The organism is Streptomyces sp. NPDC001927 (genome assembly GCF_053594455.1).
This window is the reverse complement of the sequence record NZ_JBSFEN010000015.1, coordinates 29,415-50,069: the sequence shown is the minus strand read 5'-3', so window position 1 is coordinate 50,069 and position 20,655 is coordinate 29,415. Positions and strand designations below refer to the sequence as shown.

Annotated in this window: 21 protein-coding genes; 11 read left to right on the top strand and 10 right to left on the bottom strand. The window is 72.6% G+C overall.

Features of this window, described 5'->3' with window-relative positions; all coding sequences use genetic code 11:
- Positions 1 to 5: 5 nt before the first annotated feature.
- The 3 genes from ACWCO8_RS33770 to ACWCO8_RS33760 all read left to right on the top strand — a co-directional run bounded on the left by ACWCO8_RS33770 (position 6) and on the right by ACWCO8_RS33760 (position 2,267).
- The gene (locus ACWCO8_RS33770) at positions 6 to 275 is read left to right on the top strand and encodes a hypothetical protein (RefSeq protein ID WP_362003895.1); all 270 of its coding nucleotides are present in this window, start codon (positions 6 to 8) and stop codon (positions 273 to 275) included.
- Positions 276 to 352: 77 nt separating this feature from the next.
- Positions 353 to 1,597, top strand: coding sequence for an NlpC/P60 family protein (locus ACWCO8_RS33765; protein ID WP_451035411.1), 1,245 nt, complete (start codon positions 353 to 355; stop codon positions 1,595 to 1,597).
- 133 nt (positions 1,598 to 1,730) lie between these two features.
- Positions 1,731 to 2,267 (top strand): RICIN domain-containing protein, encoded by a 537-nt coding sequence (locus ACWCO8_RS33760; RefSeq protein ID WP_451035410.1) that lies wholly within the window; start codon positions 1,731 to 1,733, stop codon positions 2,265 to 2,267.
- A 55-nt stretch (positions 2,268 to 2,322) separates the two neighbouring features.
- On the opposite strand, the gene ACWCO8_RS33755 is transcribed toward ACWCO8_RS33760, so the two are convergent.
- The 5 genes from ACWCO8_RS33755 to ACWCO8_RS33735 are packed head-to-tail and all read right to left on the bottom strand — an operon-like array spanning position 2,323 to position 8,021.
- Positions 2,323 to 3,558, bottom strand: coding sequence for a styrene monooxygenase/indole monooxygenase family protein (locus ACWCO8_RS33755; RefSeq protein ID WP_451035409.1), 1,236 nt, complete (start codon positions 3,556 to 3,558; stop codon positions 2,323 to 2,325).
- A gap of 45 nt (positions 3,559 to 3,603) precedes the next feature.
- Positions 3,604 to 4,281, bottom strand: coding sequence for a GTP-binding protein (locus ACWCO8_RS33750; RefSeq protein WP_362003904.1), 678 nt, complete (start codon positions 4,279 to 4,281; stop codon positions 3,604 to 3,606).
- Positions 4,262 to 4,663: a DUF742 domain-containing protein gene (locus ACWCO8_RS33745; protein WP_362003906.1), complete on the bottom strand. Its 402-nt coding sequence runs from the start codon at positions 4,661 to 4,663 to the stop codon at positions 4,262 to 4,264. The genes ACWCO8_RS33750 and ACWCO8_RS33745 overlap by 20 nt, the downstream gene beginning before the upstream one ends.
- Positions 4,660 to 5,175, bottom strand: coding sequence for a roadblock/LC7 domain-containing protein (locus ACWCO8_RS33740; RefSeq protein ID WP_362003909.1), 516 nt, complete (start codon positions 5,173 to 5,175; stop codon positions 4,660 to 4,662). Before ACWCO8_RS33740 ends, ACWCO8_RS33745 begins: the two co-directional genes overlap by 4 nt.
- The gene (locus tag ACWCO8_RS33735) at positions 5,172 to 8,021 is read right to left on the bottom strand and encodes a sensor histidine kinase (protein WP_451035536.1); all 2,850 of its coding nucleotides are present in this window, start codon (positions 8,019 to 8,021) and stop codon (positions 5,172 to 5,174) included. The genes ACWCO8_RS33740 and ACWCO8_RS33735 overlap by 4 nt, the downstream gene beginning before the upstream one ends.
- A 390-nt stretch (positions 8,022 to 8,411) precedes the next feature.
- Here ACWCO8_RS33735 and ACWCO8_RS33730 point away from each other — a divergent pair, with 390 nt between their 5' ends.
- Positions 8,412 to 9,185 (top strand): hypothetical protein, encoded by a 774-nt coding sequence (locus tag ACWCO8_RS33730; protein WP_451035408.1) that lies wholly within the window; start codon positions 8,412 to 8,414, stop codon positions 9,183 to 9,185.
- A gap of 26 nt (positions 9,186 to 9,211) precedes the next feature.
- Here the strand turns inward: ACWCO8_RS33730 and ACWCO8_RS33725 are convergent, their stop codons facing one another.
- Positions 9,212 to 9,706: a MarR family winged helix-turn-helix transcriptional regulator gene (locus tag ACWCO8_RS33725; RefSeq protein ID WP_362003917.1), complete on the bottom strand. Its 495-nt coding sequence runs from the start codon at positions 9,704 to 9,706 to the stop codon at positions 9,212 to 9,214.
- Positions 9,707 to 9,916: 210 nt separating this feature from the next.
- On the opposite strand from ACWCO8_RS33725, the gene ACWCO8_RS33720 reads away from it, so the two are divergent.
- Together ACWCO8_RS33720 and ACWCO8_RS33715 are read left to right on the top strand one after the other, a co-directional pair.
- Positions 9,917 to 10,750, top strand: a complete 834-nt coding sequence (locus tag ACWCO8_RS33720) for a lysozyme (RefSeq protein ID WP_451035407.1) — start codon at positions 9,917 to 9,919, stop codon at positions 10,748 to 10,750.
- Between the two features lie 216 nt (positions 10,751 to 10,966).
- Entirely contained in the window at positions 10,967 to 11,836 is an 870-nt protein-coding gene (locus ACWCO8_RS33715) for a lytic polysaccharide monooxygenase auxiliary activity family 9 protein (RefSeq protein ID WP_451035406.1), read from the top strand.
- Positions 11,837 to 11,842: 6 nt separating this feature from the next.
- Here ACWCO8_RS33715 and ACWCO8_RS33710 read toward each other — a convergent pair whose 3' ends face one another.
- The 3 genes from ACWCO8_RS33710 to lon form a co-directional block, all read right to left on the bottom strand.
- Positions 11,843 to 12,472, bottom strand: a complete 630-nt coding sequence (locus tag ACWCO8_RS33710; protein ID WP_451035405.1) for a DUF5701 family protein — start codon at positions 12,470 to 12,472, stop codon at positions 11,843 to 11,845.
- A gap of 71 nt (positions 12,473 to 12,543) precedes the next feature.
- Complete coding sequence (locus ACWCO8_RS33705) at positions 12,544 to 13,395, bottom strand: hypothetical protein (RefSeq protein ID WP_451035404.1); 852 nt, start codon at positions 13,393 to 13,395, stop codon at positions 12,544 to 12,546.
- Between the two features lie 174 nt (positions 13,396 to 13,569).
- Complete coding sequence (gene lon, locus ACWCO8_RS33700) at positions 13,570 to 15,972, bottom strand: endopeptidase La (protein WP_451035403.1); 2,403 nt, start codon at positions 15,970 to 15,972, stop codon at positions 13,570 to 13,572.
- 131 nt (positions 15,973 to 16,103) lie between these two features.
- On the opposite strand from lon, the gene ACWCO8_RS33695 reads away from it, so the two are divergent.
- From ACWCO8_RS33695 to ACWCO8_RS33680, 4 genes are all read left to right on the top strand, one after another.
- On the top strand, positions 16,104 to 16,739 hold the full coding sequence (locus ACWCO8_RS33695) for a GNAT family N-acetyltransferase (RefSeq protein WP_362003932.1): 636 nt from the start codon (positions 16,104 to 16,106) through the stop codon (positions 16,737 to 16,739).
- A 143-nt stretch (positions 16,740 to 16,882) separates the two neighbouring features.
- On the top strand, positions 16,883 to 17,662 hold the full coding sequence (locus tag ACWCO8_RS33690; RefSeq protein ID WP_451035402.1) for an RNA polymerase sigma factor: 780 nt from the start codon (positions 16,883 to 16,885) through the stop codon (positions 17,660 to 17,662).
- A gap of 112 nt (positions 17,663 to 17,774) precedes the next feature.
- Positions 17,775 to 17,984, top strand: a complete 210-nt coding sequence (locus ACWCO8_RS33685; RefSeq protein WP_451035401.1) for a hypothetical protein — start codon at positions 17,775 to 17,777, stop codon at positions 17,982 to 17,984.
- Positions 17,985 to 18,000: 16 nt separating this feature from the next.
- A complete protein-coding gene (locus ACWCO8_RS33680; RefSeq protein ID WP_451035400.1) occupies positions 18,001 to 18,555 on the top strand; it encodes a hypothetical protein in 555 nt (184 codons plus the stop codon).
- A 2-nt stretch (positions 18,556 to 18,557) separates the two neighbouring features.
- Here ACWCO8_RS33680 and ACWCO8_RS33675 read toward each other — a convergent pair whose 3' ends face one another.
- The gene (locus ACWCO8_RS33675) at positions 18,558 to 19,214 is read right to left on the bottom strand and encodes a TetR/AcrR family transcriptional regulator (protein ID WP_451035399.1); all 657 of its coding nucleotides are present in this window, start codon (positions 19,212 to 19,214) and stop codon (positions 18,558 to 18,560) included.
- 146 nt (positions 19,215 to 19,360) lie between these two features.
- Here ACWCO8_RS33675 and ACWCO8_RS33670 point away from each other — a divergent pair, with 146 nt between their 5' ends.
- The gene (locus ACWCO8_RS33670) at positions 19,361 to 20,644 is read left to right on the top strand and encodes an MFS transporter (protein ID WP_451035398.1); all 1,284 of its coding nucleotides are present in this window, start codon (positions 19,361 to 19,363) and stop codon (positions 20,642 to 20,644) included.
- The last annotated feature ends 11 nt before the right edge of the window (positions 20,645 to 20,655 follow it).

Sequence of the window (20,655 nt, the reverse complement as noted above, 5' to 3'; positions counted from 1 at the left end):
GTCCTGTGAGAAGCGAGAACACCCCCTTCCGAGGCGGGCCCCTGGACGGCGAGATCCTGCCGATCCTGGTCGGCCCGACCGGGCACCCCCCGAAGTGGTACGACGTGCCCGTACCGGACGCGGACGGCGGCCCGGCCACCGTCCACACCTACCGCCGCGAACCGGCCGGCCACACCAAGCGGCTCGGCCTGCCGCGCGGCTGGATCTACGAGTACGTCCCCGAGGGCCGCGAACCGTTCCGGCCGAAGTGGCCCTGGACCAAGCCGAACGGGTGAGGCCGTTGGGCCGATTCGCCCCTTTGTGAGCTCATCCGACCGCACGCTCCCGCCATCATCGCGGTGGAGGTGATGACGTGTCAGGAAGGCTGCTGCGCACGGTCTGCACGGGGGTGCTCGCCGCGTCGACGGCGCTCGCGGGGGTCCCGACGGCCACGGCGGACGACCCGGTGGACCCCCCGGTGGAGGCACCGGCGACGGTCGAGGGCCAGGAACCGACGGACGGCCCGGCGGGGGACGCCGACGGCACCCCCGTCGACGACGCCGCCGAACTCCCGCCCCCCGGCGGGGACTCCGTCGTCGCGCTCCTCGGCCGGCTCCGGACCCTCTACCGCCAGGCCGAGCAGGCCACCGAGGCCTTCAACGCCACCGACGAGGCCCTGCGCCTCCAGACCGCCGACACCAAGAAGGTCGCCGACGCCCTCGCCCGGGCCCGCGAGCGCCTCGCGCAGGGCCGGAACGCGGCCGGGCGGCTGGCCAGGGAGCAGTACCAGGGGCGGGCCACGACCTCGGCGTTCTCCCCGTACCTGCGGCTGCTCCTCGCCCCCGACCCCCAGCAGGCCCTGGACCAGAGCCACCTGATGGACCGTGCTACCCGCGAACGGGCCGGAACCGTCGCCCGACTCACGGCGGACGAGAAGAAGGCCGGCGAGCTGGCGAGCGCCTCCCGCAAGGCCCTGGACCGGAAACAGAGCCTGGCAGCGCGGCAGAAAAAGCAGCGCGACGACGTCCAGAAGAAGCTCGGGGAGGTCCAGAAGCTGCTCGCCTCACTCCCGGACGACCAGCTCGCCCGGCTGACCGAACTGGAACGGACCCAGACCGCCGGCGCCCAGCGCGAGCTGCTCGACTCCGGCGTCCTGGACGGCGACCGAACCCCGTCACAGCAGGGCGGCGACGCGCTCACGTACGCGGTGCGGCAGATCGGCAAGCCGTACGAGTGGGGCGCCGAGGGACCGGAGTCGTACGACTGCTCCGGGCTGACCTCGCAGGCCTGGGCGAACGCGGGCCGGGAGGTCCCGCGCACGAGCCAGGAGCAGTGGCGCACCCTGCCGAGGGTGGAGCTGCGCGATCTGCGCCCCGGCGACCTGGTGGTCTACTTCCCGGAGGCCACCCATGTGGCGATCTATCTCGGCCACGGCCTGGTCGTCCAGGCCCCCCGCCCGGGCGCCAAGGTCAAGGTCTCCCCGATCGCCGCCAACCCCCTCCTGGGCGCGGTCCGCCCCGATCCGAGCGGGGCGGCCCTCCCGTCGTACACGCCGCCCGAGCTTCCGGCGGGGGCCACGGACGGCTCGGACGAGGGGTACGACCGGGGCGGAGCCTGAGACAGAACGGAGGAAGGCATTCCACTTCCCGGTATCAACTGACGTTGAGAACCGATCAGTTGGGGCTGATACTTATGCGATCATGACAATGATTTCCGGCCACGGGCCGGAACCTTCTTGATTGCAGAGGACCATGAAGTTCAACCCGATCACCCGCGCCCGTCGCGGCCTGCTCGTTCTCGCCGCGTCCCTCGGCCTCGTCTTCGGCGTCGCGGCCGTTCCGGCCCAGGCCGCGGACATCCACTCCGCGGGCACCTTCACGGTCCGCGTGGGCCACTCCAACCAGTGTCTTGAGGTGGCGGACTGGAGCAGGGCGAACGGCGCGGCCGTCCGCCAGTGGCCCTGCACCGGTGGCGCCAACCAGCAGTGGGAAATCCTCTACTACAGCGCCACGCCCGTCGGCGCGTTCTACTACCGGAACGTCAACAGTGGCAAGTGCCTGGAGATCGGCGGCTGGGGACGCAATAACGGTGCGACCGCCAACCAGTGGGACTGCCACTACGGCCTGAACCAGCTGTTCCACAACAGTTCCACTCTCCAGACGGACCCCGAATACGTCTGGGGCAAGTGCCTGGAGATCGCCGACTGGAGCACGCAGCCGGGCGCCCGCGCACGGCTGTGGGACTGCCACGGCGGCGCCAACCAGAGCCTTACCCGGCGGTTCGTGTGACCCCCGGGCGGGCGCCGGGCACCCGCCCGGCGCCCGCCCGCCCTCTCCCCGACCGTCAGGCCCCGGTGACCGACGCCAGGTAGGCCTCGGTCTTCTCCGGCTCGTAGAAGAAGTTCTCGAAGTCGGCCGGGTCGTTGAAGCCGTTCGCGAAGCGGTCGGCGACCGGCTGGAGCTGGCCGGCCGCGCCGATCAGGTTCAGGACGTGCTCCGGGGGGACGCCCAGCATCGCGTTCGTCCACTTGGTGACGTGCTGCGCGGTGTTCCAGTAGCGGTCGAACGTGGACCGCATCCAGTCCTCGTCGAAGGGCTTGTCGCCGTGCTCGACGATCGCGGCGAGGTAGGCGGCCGCGCACTTGGAGGCCGAGTTCGAGCCCTGGCCGGTGATCGGGTCGTTGGCGACGACGACGTCCGCGACGCCGAGCGCCAGGCCCCCGCCGGGGAGGCGGCCGATCGGGTTGCGGACGGTCGGGGCGTAGCGGCCCGCCAGGGTGCCGCCCGCGTCGGTCAGTTCGACCTTGGTGGCCCGCGCGTACTCCCAGGGCGTGAACTTCTCCATCAGCTCCAGCGTGAGCGAAAGGTGCTCCGCCGGGTCCTTGATCCCCTGGAAGACATCGAGCGGACCGCCGGGTATGCCCTCCCAGAAGAGGATGTCGGCACGCCCTGAGGTGGTCAGGGTCGGCATGACGAAGAGCTCGCCGACGCCCGGGACCAGGTTGCAGCGGACCGCGTCGAAGTCGGGGTGCTCGGGGCGGGGGCCGAGGCCGTGGACGTACGCGACGGCCAGGGCGCGCTGCGGCTCGCCGTACGGGGAACGGGCTGCGTCGCGGCCGAACATGGAGACCAGCTCGCCCTTGCCGGCGGAGACGAGCACCAGGTCGTACGTACGGGAGAAGTAGTCCAGGTCGGAGACGGCCGCGCCGTGGATGACGAGCTGGCCGCCGCGCTGGGCGAAGGTCTCCATCCAGCCGGCCATCTTCACGCGCTGGTCCACGGACTGGGCGTGCCCGTCGAGCTTGCCGACCCAGTCGATCACGCGCTGGGACTCCGGGCCCGCGACGGAGACGCCGAGGCCCTCGATGCGCGGAGCCTGGGACTCCCAGAAGTTGATGCCGAGGTCGCGCTCGTGCTGGAGCGCGGTGTCGAACATGCACTGGGTGGACATGACCCGGCCGGACCGGATCTCGTCCGCCGTGCGGTTGGACATGAGGGTGACTTCGTACCCCTGCGACTGCAGTCCGAGGGCGAGCTGGAGACCGGACTGACCGGCTCCGACGATGAGTATCTTCCGCATGGCGGGTGTTCCTAACGACTTACGGCGGCTGACGGATCGATCCGACTATTCGGGGGCGGCTTCGAGCGCGTGCCCGACCATCGCGAGCAGGGTCTCGACGACGCTGTACCGCTTGCGCGCGTCCATGATCACGACGGGTACGTGCGGGGGCACGGTGAGGGCGTCGCGGACGTCCTCGGGCTCGAACCGCTCGGTGCCCTCGAAGTGGTTGACGGCGACGATGTACGGCAGCCCGCAGCTCTCGAAGTAGTCGAGGGCGGGGAAGCAGTCCGTCAGCCGGCGGGTGTCGGCGAGCACGATCGCGCCGATCGCGCCGCGCACCAGGTCGTCCCACATGAACCAGAAGCGCTGCTGGCCGGGGGTGCCGAAGACGTACAGGACGAGGTCCTCGTCCAGGGTGATCCGGCCGAAGTCCATCGCGACGGTCGTCGTCAGCTTGTCGGGCGTCGCCGTGAGGTCGTCGGTGTCCTGACTGGCCTGCGTCATCAGGGCCTCGGTCTGGAGCGGGGTGATCTCCGAGACGGCGCGCACGAAGGTCGTCTTGCCGACGCCGAAGCCGCCCGCGACGACGACCTTGGTGGCTATGGGAGCCCGGGTGTGGTCGAGCTGCCAGTCCTGCGCGCCCTCCTCCGTGCCCGCGTCCCGCGGTGCGGACGGGGCTTCGGGCTGGGCGGGGATTCCGGCGAGGGCCGGGGCAGCGGCTTCAGAGACGGCGGAGTCCACTCAGCACCCTTTCGAGGAGCGCGCGGTCGGGCTGCCCGGTGCCGTGACCGGTCCCGTACACACGGATCTTTCCCTGGTCGGCCAGGTCGCTGAGCAGCACCCGGACGACACCCAACGGCATCTTCAGGAGCGCCGAGATCTCCGCGACGGTACGCATCCGGCGGCAGATCTCGACGATGGCCCGCATCTCGGGCATCAGGCCGCGGGCGGGCCCGCCGTCCGTCAGGACCTTCCGCTCGGGCACGGCTTCGAGGGCCGCGACGAAGGTCTCGACGAGCAGGATGTGGCCGAACCGGGTGCGGCCGCCGGTGAGCGAGTACGGGCGGACGCGCGCGGGGCGGCGCCCGTCCCCTCGTACCGGCAGTCGGTGCGTCGCGGTCACTGGGGGCCCTCCATCGATTTGCGCAGCTCGCTGCGGAGTTCGGGGGTGAGGACGTGTCCGGCGCGGCCGACGAAGAGGGCCATGTGGTACGCGACGACGCTCATGTCGCAGTCCGGTTCCGCGTGCACGCCGAGCAGCGAGCCGTCGCTGATGGACATGACGAAGACGCTGCCCTCCTCCATGGCCACCATCGTCTGCTTGACCCCGCCGCCGTCCATGAGGCGGGCGGCGCCGACGGTGAGGCTGCCGATGCCCGAGACGATCGTGGCGAGGTCGGCGCTGGAGCCGCGCGGCCCGCTCGGGCGGTCCGCCGGTGCGGGCGCGGTGTCCTGCGCCGCCGGGTCGGACGAGAGCAGCAGCAGTCCGTCGGAGGAGACGACGGCGACCGAGCGGACCCCGGGCACCTCCTCGACGAGGTTGCCCAGCAGCCAGTGCAGGTTGCGGGCCTCCGTGCTCAGTCCGAACGTTCCGGTCGCAGGTGTGCCGGTCTCAGATGTTCCGGTCGCGGTCAACCGCGTGCCTCCTCGACTGTGTCCCCCGTCTTCTCCTCGGTACGTGCTTCGATCTCGGCCTCTACGTCCCTACGGCCCTCCTCGGCCCCTCGGTGGAAACCGCCCAGCCGGCGGCGCAGTGCCTCCGGGTCCACGCCACCGGGGCGCGGGGCCGGGGCGGTACCGGCCTGCGGAACGATCTTCGGCGTGCGCTTGGGGAGCCCCTTGTCGGTGACGCGCGGAGCGGCGGCCACCGGCTCGGTCTCCTCCGGGGCGCGCTCGTGCGTGTCGGGCTCGGGGGGCGGGTCGGGCAGCCGCACCTGGAGCGTGGTCTCGGCGACGGAGGGCTGGGCGGCTTCGGGCTCGGGCTCCCGCTCGGGCTCCTGCTCGTGCTCCGGCTCCTGCTCCGGTTCCGACTCCGCGGGGGACGCGTGCTCCGCCGGGGCCTCGGGCTCCGCAGAGGCCTCGGGCTCCGCAGAGGCCTCCTCGACGGGGGTCTCCTGCGCGAGGGACTCCTCCGCCTCCGCCGCCTCGATGGCGCGCTCCGCCGCTTCCACGAGCGGGTCGCGGGTGCGGGACGGCAGGGTGTTGGAGTTGGCCTCGGCGACCGAGCCGGGCAGGTTCAGGGTGGGCGCGCCGCCGCCCATGACCGGGACGGCCGGCGGGCCCGCGGTCGGCGGGGCCGTCGGCAGCAGCGCCTGCGGCAGGACGACGACCGCCGCGATGCCGCCCTGCTTCTGCTCGCGCAGCTGCACCCGGACGCCGTGGCGGGCGGCAAGGAGCGCGGTGACGCGGATGCCGAGCCCCTCCCCCGCGATGTCGGCCGGGTCCGCCTCGGCGAGCCGCGCGTTGAGCTCGGCGAGCCGGGACTCGGTCATGCCGATGCCCTCGTCCTGGACGGAGAGCATGACCTCGCCGCTCTCCAGGAGCCAGCCGGAGAGCTGGACCTGCGCGTCGGGCGGCGAGAACGAGGTCGCGTTCTCCAGGAGTTCGGCGATCAGGTGGGACAGGTCGTCCGCGGCGAAGCCGGCGACCTGGGCGTGCGGCGGCAGGGACTGCAGGGTGACCCGCTCGTACCGCTCGATCTCGCTGACGGCGGCGCGCAGCACGTCCACCAGCGGGACGGGCCCGGGGTGGCCGTGGACGTGCTCGTGTCCTGCGAGGACGAGGAGGTTCTCGCTGTGGCGGCGCATGACGGTCGCCATGTGGTCGAGCTTGAAGAGGGTGGCGAGCCGGTCGGGGTCCTGCTCGCGCTCCTCCAGCTTCTCGATGACGCCGAGCTGCCGCTCCACGAGCCCGAGGCTGCGCAGCGAGAGGTTGACGAAGGTGTGCTGGACCGTGTGCCGGAGCCGGGCGAGCTCGGCGGTGAGGAGGGCGGTCTGGCCCTGGAGTTCGGCGCGCTGGGCGGCCAGCTCGGTGCCGAGCGCCTCGCGGGCGCCCGTCAGGTCGGCGCGCTCGCTGTCGAGGGCCGCGGCCCGCCGGCCGAGGTCGGCCAGCTTGCCGTGGAGGGTGTTGAGGGACCGTACGACCTGGGCGAACTCGTCGTTGCGGCCGGTGAAGCGGACCGGCTCCTCGGTCTCGGGCTCCGGGGCGGCGGCGAGCCGCGCGGCGCCGATGCGCACCACCGCGAGGGGGCGGGTGAGGCTGCGGGCGACGAACGTGGAGATGCCGATGGCGACGAGCAGACAGCCGCCGAGGAAGGCGATGCGCACTTCGAGGGCGGTGACGTCGTCGTCGCGGAGTTCGGCGAGACGGTCCACGCGGGTGGCGGAGAGGGCGGACTCGACGCCGCGCATCTGCTCGATGCGGGCGGAGAGCGCGGACTCCAGCTGCTCGGGGTCGGTCCTGCGCTCGGACTTGGTGAGTTCCGGCTGGTCGGTGAGGCGGGCGAGAAGACCCTCCGCCTTCTTGACGTCCGGACCCGTGACCGTGGCGGCGAGGGAGTTCCGCCCGGTGGAGGCGGCGGACTGGTCGAAGTCGGCGAGCGTGGCCAGTTCGCGGACACGGGCCTGCTGAGCGGCGGCCGTGAGGGCGTTGCGGGTCCTGTCCGCCTCGTCGGCGCCCTCCGCCTTCTTGGGCACGTAGGTGCCGGTGACGGGGTCGTACTCGACACCGTCGGACTCGGGCTGGGGTACGGCGAGGGCGGCGAGGAGCAGGCCGCGGGCGGCCGAGGCCTGTTCGACGGCGCGGCCCAGGGCGGCGGGGGCGCGGGTGGCGTCGGCGGCGCGGGCGGGGGTCTTCTCGGCCAGCTCGTCGGCGAGGGCCTGGAGCTTGGCGATGACGTCCGAGTACGCCTTGTGGGCTTCGAGGGCGGTGCCCTTGCCGGTGAGCGCGGTACGGCGGAGGGAGGGCAGGCCCGCGAGGTCGCGGCGGAGCTCCTCGGAGGCGGCGGGCCGGATCTCGTCGATCTGGCGGTCGACGCGGGTGGAGCGGGTGCTGGTGACCTGCCGCCTCTTGGCGCTGTCGCCCTGCTGCTCGTCGCGGCCCGCGGCGATGTAGGCGACGACCTCGTCGCGCTCGTCGGCGAGGGAGTGGGCGAGGGTGACGGCCTGGCGGTCCAGCTCGGCGAGGGTGACCAGGCGCTGGGAGTCGGTCAGTTCGCCGGAGGCGGTGAGGATCGCGGGCGCGCCGGCGGCGAGCACGGTGACGCCGACGAGGGCGACACCGGCGACGAGCCGGTTGCGGACGCGCTTGGAGCGTCCGACGGGCGCGGGGACGACGGGGGGTGTGGTGCTTCCGGGCATGGGGCTCCCGGGCGTGGTGCTTCCGGGTACGGCGCCGGGGCCCGTGGCGTCGCCCGTGCTCAGCGGGTCACCGGGGGCCTGACTCCGCGTGCCGTTCTTGCTCCGAGGCCGCTTCTTCTGCACCGGTGCTGCTCGCATTCTCGACTCGTCCGCCCATGAAGCAGAGGTGACGACCGGTCACGTAAGTAGAGCGCCCCCACCCCTGGTACGGCTTCCGACCATTCCAGCGCTTCTGGGAAGGGGACGCGCATCGGCCGCTCCGCCACCCGAACGAGTGAACAACACTCCTGAGTTGGCGAACAACTCCACGCGAGACTTCCGCGGGGCCGCACGGAGCGCCGGTTGGATCTTCCGCGCGGGCTTTGGCAGGATGCCCGCCCGCAGCTCGCCGGAGCCTCCGCTTCCGCCTCTCGGGTGCCCCTCGAAGGCTTGGTACAGGCCAGATTCGGCCGTTTGGAGACGCTGTGAAGGTCCGTCGCGGCCTCCGGTCGCCACAGGGGCAGACTGGGCATCATGCGCACCGAGGTCGTCACCCTTCCCGGCAGTCCCGAACGCCCCAACGAGGACTGGTCGGCCACGGCTCTACCCGCGTCCGGCGGGGGCGGGACGGTGGTGGTGCTCGACGGGGTGACGCCGCCGGCCGGTGATGACGGTTGTGTGCACGACGTGCCCTGGTTCACCGCGCGCCTCGGCGGCGCGCTGACCGAACTGTCCGCTTCGCGACGCGATATGACGCTGTCCGAGATTCTGGCGGAGGCAATCCGGCGCACCGCAAACGCCCACCGCGCCACATGTGACCTTTCTCACGTGCGCACACCCCAGGCAACCGTCGCGATGGCGCGCTGGGACGAGGCCCGCGTGGAGCACCTCGTCCTCTCGGACTCCGTCCTGCTCCTGGAGGCGCCGGACGGTGCGGTGCGGGCGGTGCTCGACGACCGTCTCGACCGGATCCCGGACGAGGTCCGCCGTTCGCTCGCGGCGACGGACCGGCTGCGGAACCGGGAGGGCGGCTTCTTCACGGCCGCGGCCGACCCGGACGTGGCACGGCGGGCGGTGACCGGGACGACGCCCCGCGCGGAGGTACGGGCGCTCGCGGCGCTCACGGACGGGGCGTCGCGCTGGGTGGAGCTGTTCGGCGAGGGCGACTGGGCGGACTGCTTCGCCGTCCTCAGGAAGGAGGGCGCGCATGGGCTCCTGACACGGGTCCGCGCGCTGGAGGAGTCGGGCGCCGCCGCGCACCGCTGGAAGGTCCACGACGACGCGACGGCGGTCTACGCGGTGCTGTGAGTCGGCCCACCACCCGCGGGCTCGCCTCAGCTCTCCGCGCGGGCGTTCAGCTGGTGGAGCAGCCGGGCCAGTTCGGCGACCTCGGCGCGGTCCCAGTCGGCGAGCTTGCGGACGTACCGCCCGCGCCGTGCGTCCCGCACCCGGCGGAAGCGGCGCCGCCCCTCCTCCGTGAGCCGGACGAGCGAGGCGCGCCCGTCGGCCGGGTCGGGGTCGCGGGCGACCAGCCCGAGGTCCTCCAGGACGCGCAGCTGGCGGCTCATGGTCGCCTTGCCGACGCCGAAGTAGCCGGCGAGTTCGGTGGCGCGCTGCGGGCCGGTGTCGTCGAGCCGGACGAAGAGTCCGTACGCGGAGGACTCCAGCTCCGGGTGGACCTCGCGGGCCATCTCGCCGGACTGGGCGCGGGCTCGGCGCAGAAAGACCGCCAATTCCCGTTCCAGGGCCAGGAATTCCTGGTCCACACCACTCCCCCCGGTCGCCCCGCCGGTCGGTTCGGCTTCACTCCCCGTACCGCTTCCGTGCACGTCAGCACCCCTCGCGCGCTTTCCGGTCGCTGAAAGTTTCTTTCGTCCGCGGCCATCGCCGCAGCTCTCTCAGTATTTCGTAGGCGTAGACCAACGGCGGCACCCGGGCCCTCTTCCGCCGGGCGGGTCTACGTGCGTAGCGTCGTTGGTGACATGTCCATTCCAGGACTGTCCGACTCGCTCCCCCACCGAGCCTTTCGGAGGCACGCAATGCCCGTGCACAGATCCGGAAAGACCCTCGCCGGCGCCGCGTTCGCGGCCCTGGCCCTGCTCCTGCCCCTCGCCCTCTCCGGCCCCGCCAACGCCGTCGGCGCCGGTACCGACGCCGAGGCCGTTCCCCCACGCGGCTCCGCCCACATGGGCATGGGCGTCCTCGCGCACGACGGCTCGGCCGGCACGCCGGGCTCGCCGCGCGCCGTCCAGACCGAGGGCGTGGACGTCTCCAGCCACCAGGGGAACGTGGCCTGGTCGACCCTGTGGAACAGCGGGGTGAAGTGGGCCTACGTCAAGGCGACGGAGGGCACCTACTACAAGAACCCCTACTTCGCGCAGCAGTACAACGGGTCCTACAACGTGGGCATGATCCGCGGCGCGTACCACTTCGCGACCCCGGACACGACGACGGGCGCGGCCCAGGCCGACTACTTCGTGAACAACGGCGGCGGCTGGTCCAAGGACGGCAGGACGCTGCCGGGCGCCCTCGACATCGAGTGGAACCCGTACGGAGCGACCTGCTACGGCAAGTCGCAGTCGGCCATGGTCGCGTGGATCCGCGACTTCCTGAACCGGTACAAGGCGCGGACGGGCCGTGACGCGGTGATCTACACCGCGACGAGCTGGTGGACGCAGTGCACCGGCAACTACGCGGGCTTCGGCTCGACCAACCCGCTGTGGGTCGCGCGGTACGCGGCGGCGGTGGGCGAACTCCCGGCGGGCTGGGGGTACTACACGATGTGGCAGTACACCTCGACCGGCCCGACGGTCGGCGACCACAACCGCTTCAACGGGGACCTCTCGCGGGTGCAGGCACTGGCCAACGGCTGAGGACGGCCGGGCGAGGCCCTTCAAACACACGGCGGTCTTCCGGGCGCGCGGCGGCGCGTGCGGAAGGCCGCTTCCGGCTTTCTCGTCCCACCCCCTTGCCCATTGGTATGGACCAATGCGAACCTCGGGTGGGCGCGTACGGCCCCTCCCCAACTCCCGTACGCGTGCCGCTCGTTGCTCGTCCCGTCCTCCCCCACGCACGAGAGAGAGCCCCGCATGCCGCCGATCCGCCGCACCGCCGCCGCAGCCGCCACCCTGTCCGCCGCCGCCCTGATCCCGCTGACCCCGTCCACCGCCGCCGCGCACGGCGCGGTCTTCAACCCGGTGAGCCGGGTCGCGGCCTGTTACGCGGAGGGCCCGGAGACGCCGAGGTCGCAGGTGTGCAAGGACCTGGTCGCCGACTCCGGCACCCAGCCGCTCTACGACTGGAACGAGGTCAACATCGCCAACGCCGACGGGCAGCACCAGGTGGTGATCCCGGACGGCAAGCTCTGCTCGGCCAACCGCGAGAAGTACCGGGCGCTCGACTGGGCCCGGACGGACTGGCCGTCGACGGCCGTGTCCGCGGGGTCCTTCGACTTCAAGGTCCGGGTGACCGCGCCACACCAGGGCACGATGACGGTCTACATCACCAAGCAGGGCTTCGACCCGACGAAGCCGCTGAAGTGGTCGGACCTGGACGCGACCCCGGTGGCGACCTACCCCACGGCGCGCACCGCGACGGACGGCCACTACAACTTCACCGGCACCCTGCCCGCCCGCACGGGCCGCCACATCGTCTACAAGGTCTGGCAGCGCAGCGACAGCCCGGAGGCGTTCTACAGCTGCTCGGACGTCACCTTCGGCGGTACGGCGGCGGCTTCGGCGGCCTCCGCCCCGAGCGAGGCGAAGATCGCCGCGGGCGCCGACCGGTCCACGGTGAGCCACGCGGGCCACGGCGGCGACGAGCACGCCCCGGCGCTCTCCTCCGACGCCGCCAAGGGCAGCCCCTCCCCGCTCCCCCTCGCCCTCGGAGGCGCGGCCGCCCTGACGGCGTTCGGCGCGGGCAGCCTGCTCCTGACGCGGCGCCGGAACGCGTCGTCGTAACGGCGGCTAGGCGCTGCGCCCCGTGGTCGAGCCGAAACCGAGCCAGGTGTGGCGGTTGCCCCACCAGCACCAGCCGACCTTCGGGGCGTCGCGCCGCTCGCGGCCGTCGCGCCCGGTGCCGTTGCTGATCCAGATGGCGGGGGTACGGGCGTCGAACGCCCCGTTCGCCTTGCGCAGCCGGGAGCCGATGGTCATGAAGCAGCGGTTGCGCTCCAGCGCCGCCGGCTCCTGGAGCACCCAGTGGATGCCCTCGGTGAGCAGCAGCGGGGTGCGCTCCTCCTTGGTGAGCGCGGGGAGCGCCTCCTCCGGGCTCCAGTTGGACATGTGGTCGCCGCGGTCGATCCCGGCGACCAGGTAGAGCGGCGCGTCGGGCACGTCGATCCCGGTGGGCGCGAAGTCGTCGACGTCGGGCATGTCGACCACGACGAACCCGGCCTTGTCCTCCCGCCGCAGCAGCGGCGCGAGCACGGAGGCGGGCGCCCGGTCGGGGTGCACGGCGAGCAGCACGTCGTCCCGCTCGCCCCCGGCCTCCCGCACGAACTCCCGCACCTCCTCGGCGGATATCCCGGCGTATTCCTGCACCCCGAGCTCTACGAGACGCTCCGCCTGGGCGGCGAGGGGAGGCAGTGGGGGCATGGCGGGTTCTCCTTGGTTCACGGTGTGCGGCGGAGCGGGTGCTTCACAGCAGGTGCTTCACAGCGGGTGGTTCACAGCGGGCTGATCTCCTCGGCGTGGGCGGCGGTGATCTCGCCCAGGTAGATCTCCTGGGCCACCAGGTCGGGGTCCTCGACCTGGACGTCTCCGGTGAAGGAGTTGCCGCCCACGAAGAGGGCGTTGCCCCTGATGATGATCCTCCGCGCCGTGAACGCGTTGCCGTGGTAGACGCCGCCGGTGAGGTCGATCGTTCCCCGGACGCGGAACGTGTTGCCGACGTACAGGTTGTCGTGCTCGGGGTCGACGGGCCCCGCGCCCGTGCCGCCGCCCCGGAAGTGGCCCGCGTGGAAGATGTTCCCGAGGAACATGCTCGCGTTCTCGATGCGGAAGTCCCCGTCGAAGGTCAGCGTCGTCGACTGTGCCCGCGGTGCCGGGGAGCGCCCCTCGCTCCTGTCGCTCTCGTCGTCGGACCGGTCGCTGTCGTTGGCGATGTCGAACACGTTCCCCGCGAACATGTTCCCGCCGTCCACGGTGAAGTTCCCGGCGAAGTTCCTGGTCACCGTCGCGGGCCCGGGGCTCCCCCCGGGCGACGGTCTTCGGCTGGACGGGGCGCTCTCCACTCGTGCCCCGCCACTGAGGCTCTCGACCGAGCAGGTCGACCCCGTGGACCCCGCCGAGCCGGCCGACCCCGACGAGCCCGCGGAACCGCTCCGCCGGCGCTCCCGCTCCACGAGTTCGGTGACCACCGCGTTGCCGAGCGTCCCCTGGAGGGAGCCCGCCAGTTCGGGCGTCAGCCGCCCACCGGGGCTCAGGGCCTCCGCCTCCCTGACGGCCGGCGCGGCACGCCGAGGAAGCTCCTGCTCGTCGTCCGACCCGGTCCGTCGGCGCTTCCTGTCGGCGACCACGGCACCTCCCTCTCACTCGCGTACGGGCATGGTGCGAGCCCGCCCGGCCGCCTTCAAGGGCGACGAGGGCACCCCGTCATGAACCCGGGCTGCCCGAACGCACGCGAACGAGTGGAGCGGGGCGCCCCGCGAAAGGGACGCCCCGCTCCAGATCGGGACTCATGACCTACCGGCTCACGCCGCCGCGCTCACCGACACCGCCGCCGGGGCCAGCGCGATCTCCAGGACCTGGCGGACGTCCGTCACCGGGTGGACCTCCAGCTTCTCCAGGATCTCGGCCGGGACGTCGTCCAGGTCCGCCTCGTTGCGCTTCGGGATCACGACCGTCGTGATGCCCGCCCGGTGCGCCGCCAGCAGCTTCTGCTTCAGGCCGCCGATCGGCAGCACGCGCCCGGTCAGCGACACCTCACCGGTCATCGCCACGTCCGTCCGGACCAGCCGGCCGGAGAGCAGCGAGGCGAGCGCCGTCGTCATCGTGATGCCCGCGCTCGGGCCGTCCTTCGGGACCGCGCCCGCCGGGAAGTGGATGTGCACGCCCCGGTCCTTCAGACCGCTCACGGACAGCTCCAGCTCCGCGCCGTGCGACCGCAGGAAGGAGAGCGCGATCTGCGCCGACTCCTTCATCACGTCGCCCAGCTGGCCCGTCAGGGTCAGCCCCGCCGCGCCCGTCTCCGGGTCGGCGAGCGACGCCTCCACGAAGAGCACGTCACCGCCCGCGCCCGTGACCGCGAGCCCGGTCGCCACGCCCGGTACGGACGTACGGCGCTCGGCCGGGTCCTGCGCGGACTCCGGGATGTGGTGCGGCCGCCCGATGAGACCACGCAGATCGTCCACGCCGACCGCGAACGGCAGCTCGCGGTCGCCCAGTTCGTGCTGGGCCGCGACCTTCCGCAGCAGCCGCGCGATGGACCGCTCCAGGTTCCGTACGCCCGCCTCACGGGTGTACTCGCCCGCCAGCTTCCGCAGCGACGCGTCCTCCAGGACCACCTCGCCGGGTTCCAGGCCCGCCCGCTCCAGCTGCCTCGGCAGCAGGTGGTCGCGGGCGATGACGACCTTCTCGTCCTCGGTGTACCCGTCGAGCCTGACCAGCTCCATCCGGTCGAGCAGCGCCTCCGGGATGGCCTCAAGGACGTTCGCCGTCGCCAGGAACACGACGTCCGAAAGGTCGAGTTCGACCTCCAGGTAGTGGTCGCGGAAGGTGTGGTTCTGCGCCGGGTCCAGGACCTCAAGGAGCGCGGCCGCCGGGTCGCCCCGGTAGTCCGAGCCGACCTTGTCGATCTCGTCGAGCAGGACCACCGGGTTCATCGACCCGGCCTCCTTGATCGCCCGTACGATCCGGCCCGGCAGCGCGCCGACGTACGTACGCCGGTGGCCGCGGATCTCCGCCTCGTCCCGTACGCCGCCGAGGGCGACCCGGACGAACTTCCGCCCCATCGCGTGCGCGACGGACTCGCCGAGGGAGGTCTTGCCGACACCGGGCGGGCCGACCAGGGCCAGGACCGCGCCGCCGCGCCGGCCGCCGACCACGCCGAGACCCCGCTCGGCGCGCCGCTTGCGCACCGCCAGGTACTCGGTGATCCGCTCCTTCACGTCCTCCAGGCCCGCGTGCTCGGCGTCGAGGACGGCCTTGGCGCCCTGGATGTCGTACTGGTCCTCGGTCCGTTCGTTCCAGGGCAGTTCGAGGACGGTGTCGAGCCAGGTGCGGATCCAGGAGCCCTCGGGGGACTGGTCGCTGGACCGTTCCAGCTTCTCGACCTCCTTGAGGGCCGCCTCGCGGACGTTCTCGGGCAGGTCGGCGGCCTCGACGCGGGTCCGGTAGTCGTCGGACTCGTCGCCCTCCGTCTCGCCGTTGAGGTCGCGCAGCTCCTTGCGTACGGCGTCCAGCTGGCGACGCAGCAGGAACTCGCGCTGCTGCTTGTCGACGCCCTCCTGGACGTCCTTGGCGATGGACTCGGCCACGTCCTGCTCGGCGAGGTGCTCGCGGAGCTGGGCGGTGGCGAGCTTGAGTCGGGCGACCGGGTCGGCGGTCTCCAGGAGCGCGACCTTCTGCTCGACGGTGAGGAAGGGCGAGTACCCGGAGTTGTCGGCGAGCGCGGAGACGCCGTCGATCTGCTGGACGCGGTCCACGACCTGCCAGGCGCCGCGCTTGCGCAGCCAGCTGGTGGCGAGCGCCTTGTACTCCTTGACCAGTTCGGTCACGGAGCCGGGCAGCGGGTCGGGCACGGTCTCCTCGACGACGCTGCCCTCGACCCAGAGGGCGGCGCCGGGACCGGTCGTCCCCGCGCCGATCTTCACGCGGCCCAGAGCCCGGATGAGGGCGCCGGGGTCCCCGTCGGACAGCCGGCCGACCTGCTCGACGGTGCCGAGCACACCGGTCCCGGCGTACGTGCCGTCCACCCGGGGCACGAGCAGCACCTTGGGCTTGCCGCTCCCGGAGCGGGCGGCGGCCTGGGCGGCCTCGACCGCGGCGCGTACGTCGGTGTCGGACAGGTCCAGCGGCACCACCATTCCGGGCAGCACGACCTCGTCGTCGAGCGGCAGCACAGGCAGAGTGAGCGGTGAGGACGTCGAAGCCATGATCTCCCCTTCGGCAGTCAAGTTGAGCTATGTGGACTCAATGCACGGCCGCCCGTGGATGTTCCCCGGGGGCCGTTCGCTCTGAGCGATCACTCTGGTGCGGGGAGGAGCGGCGACGCTGTAATGCCTCCATGGACACTGCGACTCTTACCTCCGCCTGGGTGGCGGGCTGGACCGTCTCGCGGGGCACTTCGCCCGCCGTCGTCGAGCCCTGGGGCTGGCGGATCGACGTCGGCCTGCCGACGCACGTCTTCCGGCACGTCCTGCCGGCGCCGGACGCGGTGTCCGTGGGGAAGCTCTGCCAGGAGATCACCGTGCCGGGCGCGTGGCTGAAGATCATGGCCGGTCCCGAGGAGTCGGCCGAGTGGATCACCCCGGGGTGGACGATCCCGGACGACCCCGGCTACATGATGAGCAAGACCCTGGACCTGGGGGCGCGCCCGCCGGCGCCGGAGGGGTACGCGCGGACGACGGAGACCCGGGACGGGGTGATCCGGGTCCGGATCGTGGCCCCGGACGGCACGCTCGCGGCGCGCGGCCAGATGGCCCCGACGGGCGTGACGGCGGTCGCCGACCAGATCGAGACCCACCCCGACCACCGCCGACGCGGCCTCGGCGCCAACGTGATGCGCACCCTGGAGGCGGCGGCAGCCCAGACCGGCGCGACCACGGGCATCCTCTCGGCCACCCGCGACGGCCTGGCCCTCTACGACAGCCTGGACTGGCGCTACGAGTGCCCGCTGACGGGGATCGTGCGGGAGGCGTAGGGCGCGGGGGACGGGGGGCGCGGGCGTACGGGGCGCGGGGGCACGGAGGTGTGCGCCCCCGGTGTGCGCCGGTGCTCCCCGGCGGGCGGCGAAAAGATGGGCGGAATGGCAACCTCCGTACCCCTCCCCCGCGTTCAGAGGTCGTGACGACGAGCTTTCCCGGGTGCGGGCAGTGCACCGAAGACGGAGCCGCGCCCGGAGACGGGGCCGGGTCCGCGGCCGCCGACGGGCCGTCGGGCGGCAGTCCGTACAGCGATGTTCCGTCCGGCGGGGGTCCGTCCGGCGAGGACGACGCGTGCGACGGGCACCTCGTCCACGCCGTCGCCGGTGGCGACAAGGACGCGCTGTCCCGGCTGTTCGCCCGGCACGCGGGCCCTCTCTTCGCCCATCTCCTCAACCGCGGCTTCCCCGCCCAGACCGTCGAGGACGCCGTCCAGGAGACCTTCCTGACGGTGTGGAAGAGCGCCTCCGGCTTCCACGAGGGCAGCGTCCCCGCCTGGCTGCGGCGAATAGCGCACTGCCGCGCCGTCGATCTCGAACGCGCCGCCGGACGTCAGCGGGCCCTCGCCGACCGGGCCCGCGACCACACCCCGGCCTCCGCCGGTACGGCACCCTCCGCCGAGGACTGCCTGCTCGCCTCCTCGCCCCGCTACGCGGCCATAGCCTTCGCGCTCGCCGGGCTCCCCGCCCCGCAGCGCGAGGTCATCGAGCTGCGCTACCTCCAGCACTACAGCGTCCGCGAGACCGCCGAGCGCCTCGCCGTCCCCGAGGGCACGGTCAAGGCCCGCGCCGCCCGGGGCTGCGCCCGGCTGCGCGAGTGGCTCGTGGCCCAGGACGCGGCCGAGGCCGCGGACGGCGTCCCGCGCGCGACCGGCGGAGGAGGTGCCCATGACCGCGACCGGGTCCCCCGCCCCCGCCCGTGACCCCCACTCCCCCACTGACAACCCCAGCAGCGAAAGCAGCCCTCGCATGGCCGAGCTCTCTCCCCCCACGACAGCCACCACTGCCACGACGCCCGAGCCTCCCGTGACGTCCGTGCCTCCCGCCCCCACCCGGCACCTCCCGGCGCACTGGGTCGACGCGTACGCCCGCGGGGAGCTCTCCCGCGAGCTCCTCGGCCACGCCGAGGCCCATCTCGAACGGTGCCGGGCATGCGTCGACGCCGTCGACCTGGCGGTACGCGGCGGGCCGCACGGCCCCCGCCTGGACGCCCTGCACGCGGCCCTGGTCAACCGGATCGGGTGAGGGCATGCTCGGGACCATGGTGACGAAGGTGCGCGCGAGAACGGTGTGGGTCGCTTCGGCGGTACTGGTCCCGTGGCTGGCCGTGTCCGGCTGCGGCGAGCAGGACACCCCGTCGGCACCCACCGTGACACAGCAGGGCTCGCCGGCCGCCACCCCCACGACCGTCCCCGCGCCCCCGGTGCCCACCGGGTCGGACGGCACGGTCAAGAACGACCACGAGCCCGGCCCCCGCGAGGTCCTCGTCGAGGTGAACGTCAACGGCGGCCTGGCCGGGGTCCGCAACCAGCTGATCGTCCACTACGACGGCAGCTACTCCACCCGGTCCGGCACCGAGCCCCCGCGCACCGGCCGCATGACCGCCGCCGAAGTGGCCGAACTGCGCGCGGCGTTGGAGGACCCGGCGTACGCGAAGGTGCCCAACCGCCCGGCGGGAGAGCCGGTGGCGGACGGGTTCCAGTACGTGTTCACGCACCGGTACCGCGTCGTGGTCGCCGGTGAGGGCGAGCGCCCGCCCGCCCTCCAGCGCGTCTTCGAGGCCCTCCCCGACGGCGGCCCGCCGACCGGCCCCTGAGGTCAGGCGGCCGGCAGCCCCTCGCCCGTCACCGACAGGCCCCTGAACTGGCGGTCCAGGAACGCCCGTACCCGCGCGGGCATGTCCATCGCCCCCGGGTCGAGGGCCCATTGGAGCTGGAGGCCGTCCATCACGGCGAGCTGCTCCTGCCCGGCGGCTCGGCAGTCGATGCCCTCGCGCAGCTCCCCGCGTCGCACGGCCGCCTCCATCAGGTCGACGGTGTGGCCGAGCACGCGCGCGTACCGCTCCTTGAAGTAGTCGTGCGCGGGGTGGCCGACGTTGCCGGACTCCCCGGCCAGGACGTTGAACATCCGCACGATGCCGGGGCGCCGGGTGTTGTCCTCGACGAGGGCGACGACGGTCTCCAGATACGCGGCGTACGACTGCGGCTCGTCGGCGAAGAGGCGCTCGACGTCGTGCTGCTCGCTCTGCGCGAGGACCGAGAGCAGGAGGTCCTCCTTGCCGCGGAAGTGGTGCAGCAGCCCGCCCTGGGTGATGCCGCAGTCGTTGGCGATCCGGGCGAGGGAGGAGGCGTGGAAGCCCCACCGCCCGAAGTGTTCGACGGCGGTGTCGAGGATCTTCCGGCGGCGCTCGTCCCCCACCGCATAGCTGCCCCTGCCTGCGCTTTTGCGGGTCGTTGGGCCCTTGTTCTCCGGCATGGGGCCCAGCTTAGGTGGTGACCGGGATGGGGCTTTCGTCCTGTGATCCAGGACACAGAACCAAAACCTAGTACCCACTCGGTTTTCACGCTTAGCCTGAGGGCGCCAAGGCCGACGACGCGGTCGGCCCGAACGACGGAGTCCTCATGGCGCTCACCCACGAACCGGCACGGACCACCGCACCCGATGCGGCTGACGCGGCCGACGCCCCCAAAGCCCCCGGCCGGCTGATCTTCGGTCTCGCCTTCGCCCAACTCGGCCTGATGATCTCCGTGCTGACCCCGGTGATGGTCACCCTCGCCCTGCGGGTCGCGCAGATCGTCCCGGAGGCCGACCGCGGCGCCGCCCTCGGCAAGGTGCTCGCCCTCGGCGCGGTGCTCGCCCTGATCGGCAACCCGGTGTTCGGTGCCCTGTCGGACCGTACGACCGGCCGCTTCGGCCGCCGCAGGCCCTGGCTCGTCGGTGGCATGGCCGTCGGCCTGGCCGGCCTCGCGATCGTCGCCACGGGCGGAAGCATTCCGGCCCTGATGCTCGGCTGGGCCGTCGCGCAGCTCGGCTGCAACGCCGCCATGGCCGCCCTGGTCTCCTGCATCCCCGACCTCGTACCGCGCCGCCAGCAGGCCCGCGTCTCGGGCGTGGTCGGCATGATGACCTCGATCGCGATGGTGCTCGGGACCTTCCTCGCGAACGCCTTCGACACCTCGATGGCGCTCGCCTTCCTCGTCCCGGCGGTCATCGGCCTCGCGTCCGTGCTCCACCTCGCGACCGTGATGACCGACCGCCCCGCGAAGGCGGGCACCTTCGCCCCGTACAGCTTCCGCGAGTTCCTCCGCAGCTTCTGGGTCTCGCCGCGCGAACATCCCGACTTCGCCTGGAACTTCGTCGGCCGCTTCCTCGTCTTCGTCGGCATCTCCTGCGTCACCAGCTACCAGGTCTACTTCCTGATGGACCGACTCGGATACAGCCAGGACGAGGTCTCCGGGAAGCTCTTCACGGGCACGCTCGCGATGGTGGTCGCCGTCATCGCCGGCTCGCTGCTCGGCGGCTTCCTCTCCGACCACTCCGGCCGCCGCAAGCCGTACGTCCTGGCCTCCTCCCTGGTCATCGGCGTCGGCCTGGCGCTCATCGCCGGCGCGCACTCGTTCGGGATGTTCGTCCTGGCCCTCGTGGTCTTCGGCTTCGGCGAGGGGCTCTACCTCTCCGTCGACGTGGCCCTCGCCGCGGCCGTCCTCCCGAACCCCGAGGAGTCCGCCAAGGACATGGGCGTCCTGAACATCGGCAACGCCCTGCCCCAGTCGCTCGTCCCGATCATGGCGCCCGCCCTGCTGGCGATCGGGGGCGGCGGCAACTACGGCGCGCTGTTCCTCTTCGGCGGCGTGGCCTGCGTCCTCGGCGCCCTCGCCGTCCAGTTCATCCGCTCGGTCAAGTAGCCCGGTCGAGC

Excerpts from the sequence above, each read along its gene's own strand:
- ACWCO8_RS33730 (WP_451035408.1), top strand. The coding sequence starts at position 8,412 with ATGCGCACCGAGGTCGTCACCCTTCCCGGCAGTCCCGAACGCCCCAAC.
- ACWCO8_RS33670 (WP_451035398.1), top strand. The coding sequence starts at position 19,361 with ATGGCGCTCACCCACGAACCGGCACGGACCACCGCACCCGATGCGGCT.
- ACWCO8_RS33715 (WP_451035406.1), top strand. The coding sequence starts at position 10,967 with ATGCCGCCGATCCGCCGCACCGCCGCCGCAGCCGCCACCCTGTCCGCC.
- ACWCO8_RS33755 (WP_451035409.1), bottom strand. The coding sequence starts at position 3,558 with ATGCGGAAGATACTCATCGTCGGAGCCGGTCAGTCCGGTCTCCAGCTC.
- ACWCO8_RS33680 (WP_451035400.1), top strand. The coding sequence starts at position 18,001 with ATGGTGACGAAGGTGCGCGCGAGAACGGTGTGGGTCGCTTCGGCGGTA.
- ACWCO8_RS33710 (WP_451035405.1), bottom strand. The coding sequence starts at position 12,472 with ATGCCCCCACTGCCTCCCCTCGCCGCCCAGGCGGAGCGTCTCGTAGAG.
- lon (WP_451035403.1), bottom strand. The coding sequence starts at position 15,972 with ATGGCTTCGACGTCCTCACCGCTCACTCTGCCTGTGCTGCCGCTCGAC.
- ACWCO8_RS33695 (WP_362003932.1), top strand. The coding sequence starts at position 16,104 with ATGGACACTGCGACTCTTACCTCCGCCTGGGTGGCGGGCTGGACCGTC.
- ACWCO8_RS33720 (WP_451035407.1), top strand. The coding sequence starts at position 9,917 with ATGCCCGTGCACAGATCCGGAAAGACCCTCGCCGGCGCCGCGTTCGCG.
- ACWCO8_RS33760 (WP_451035410.1), top strand. The coding sequence starts at position 1,731 with ATGAAGTTCAACCCGATCACCCGCGCCCGTCGCGGCCTGCTCGTTCTC.
- ACWCO8_RS33675 (WP_451035399.1), bottom strand. The coding sequence starts at position 19,214 with ATGCCGGAGAACAAGGGCCCAACGACCCGCAAAAGCGCAGGCAGGGGC.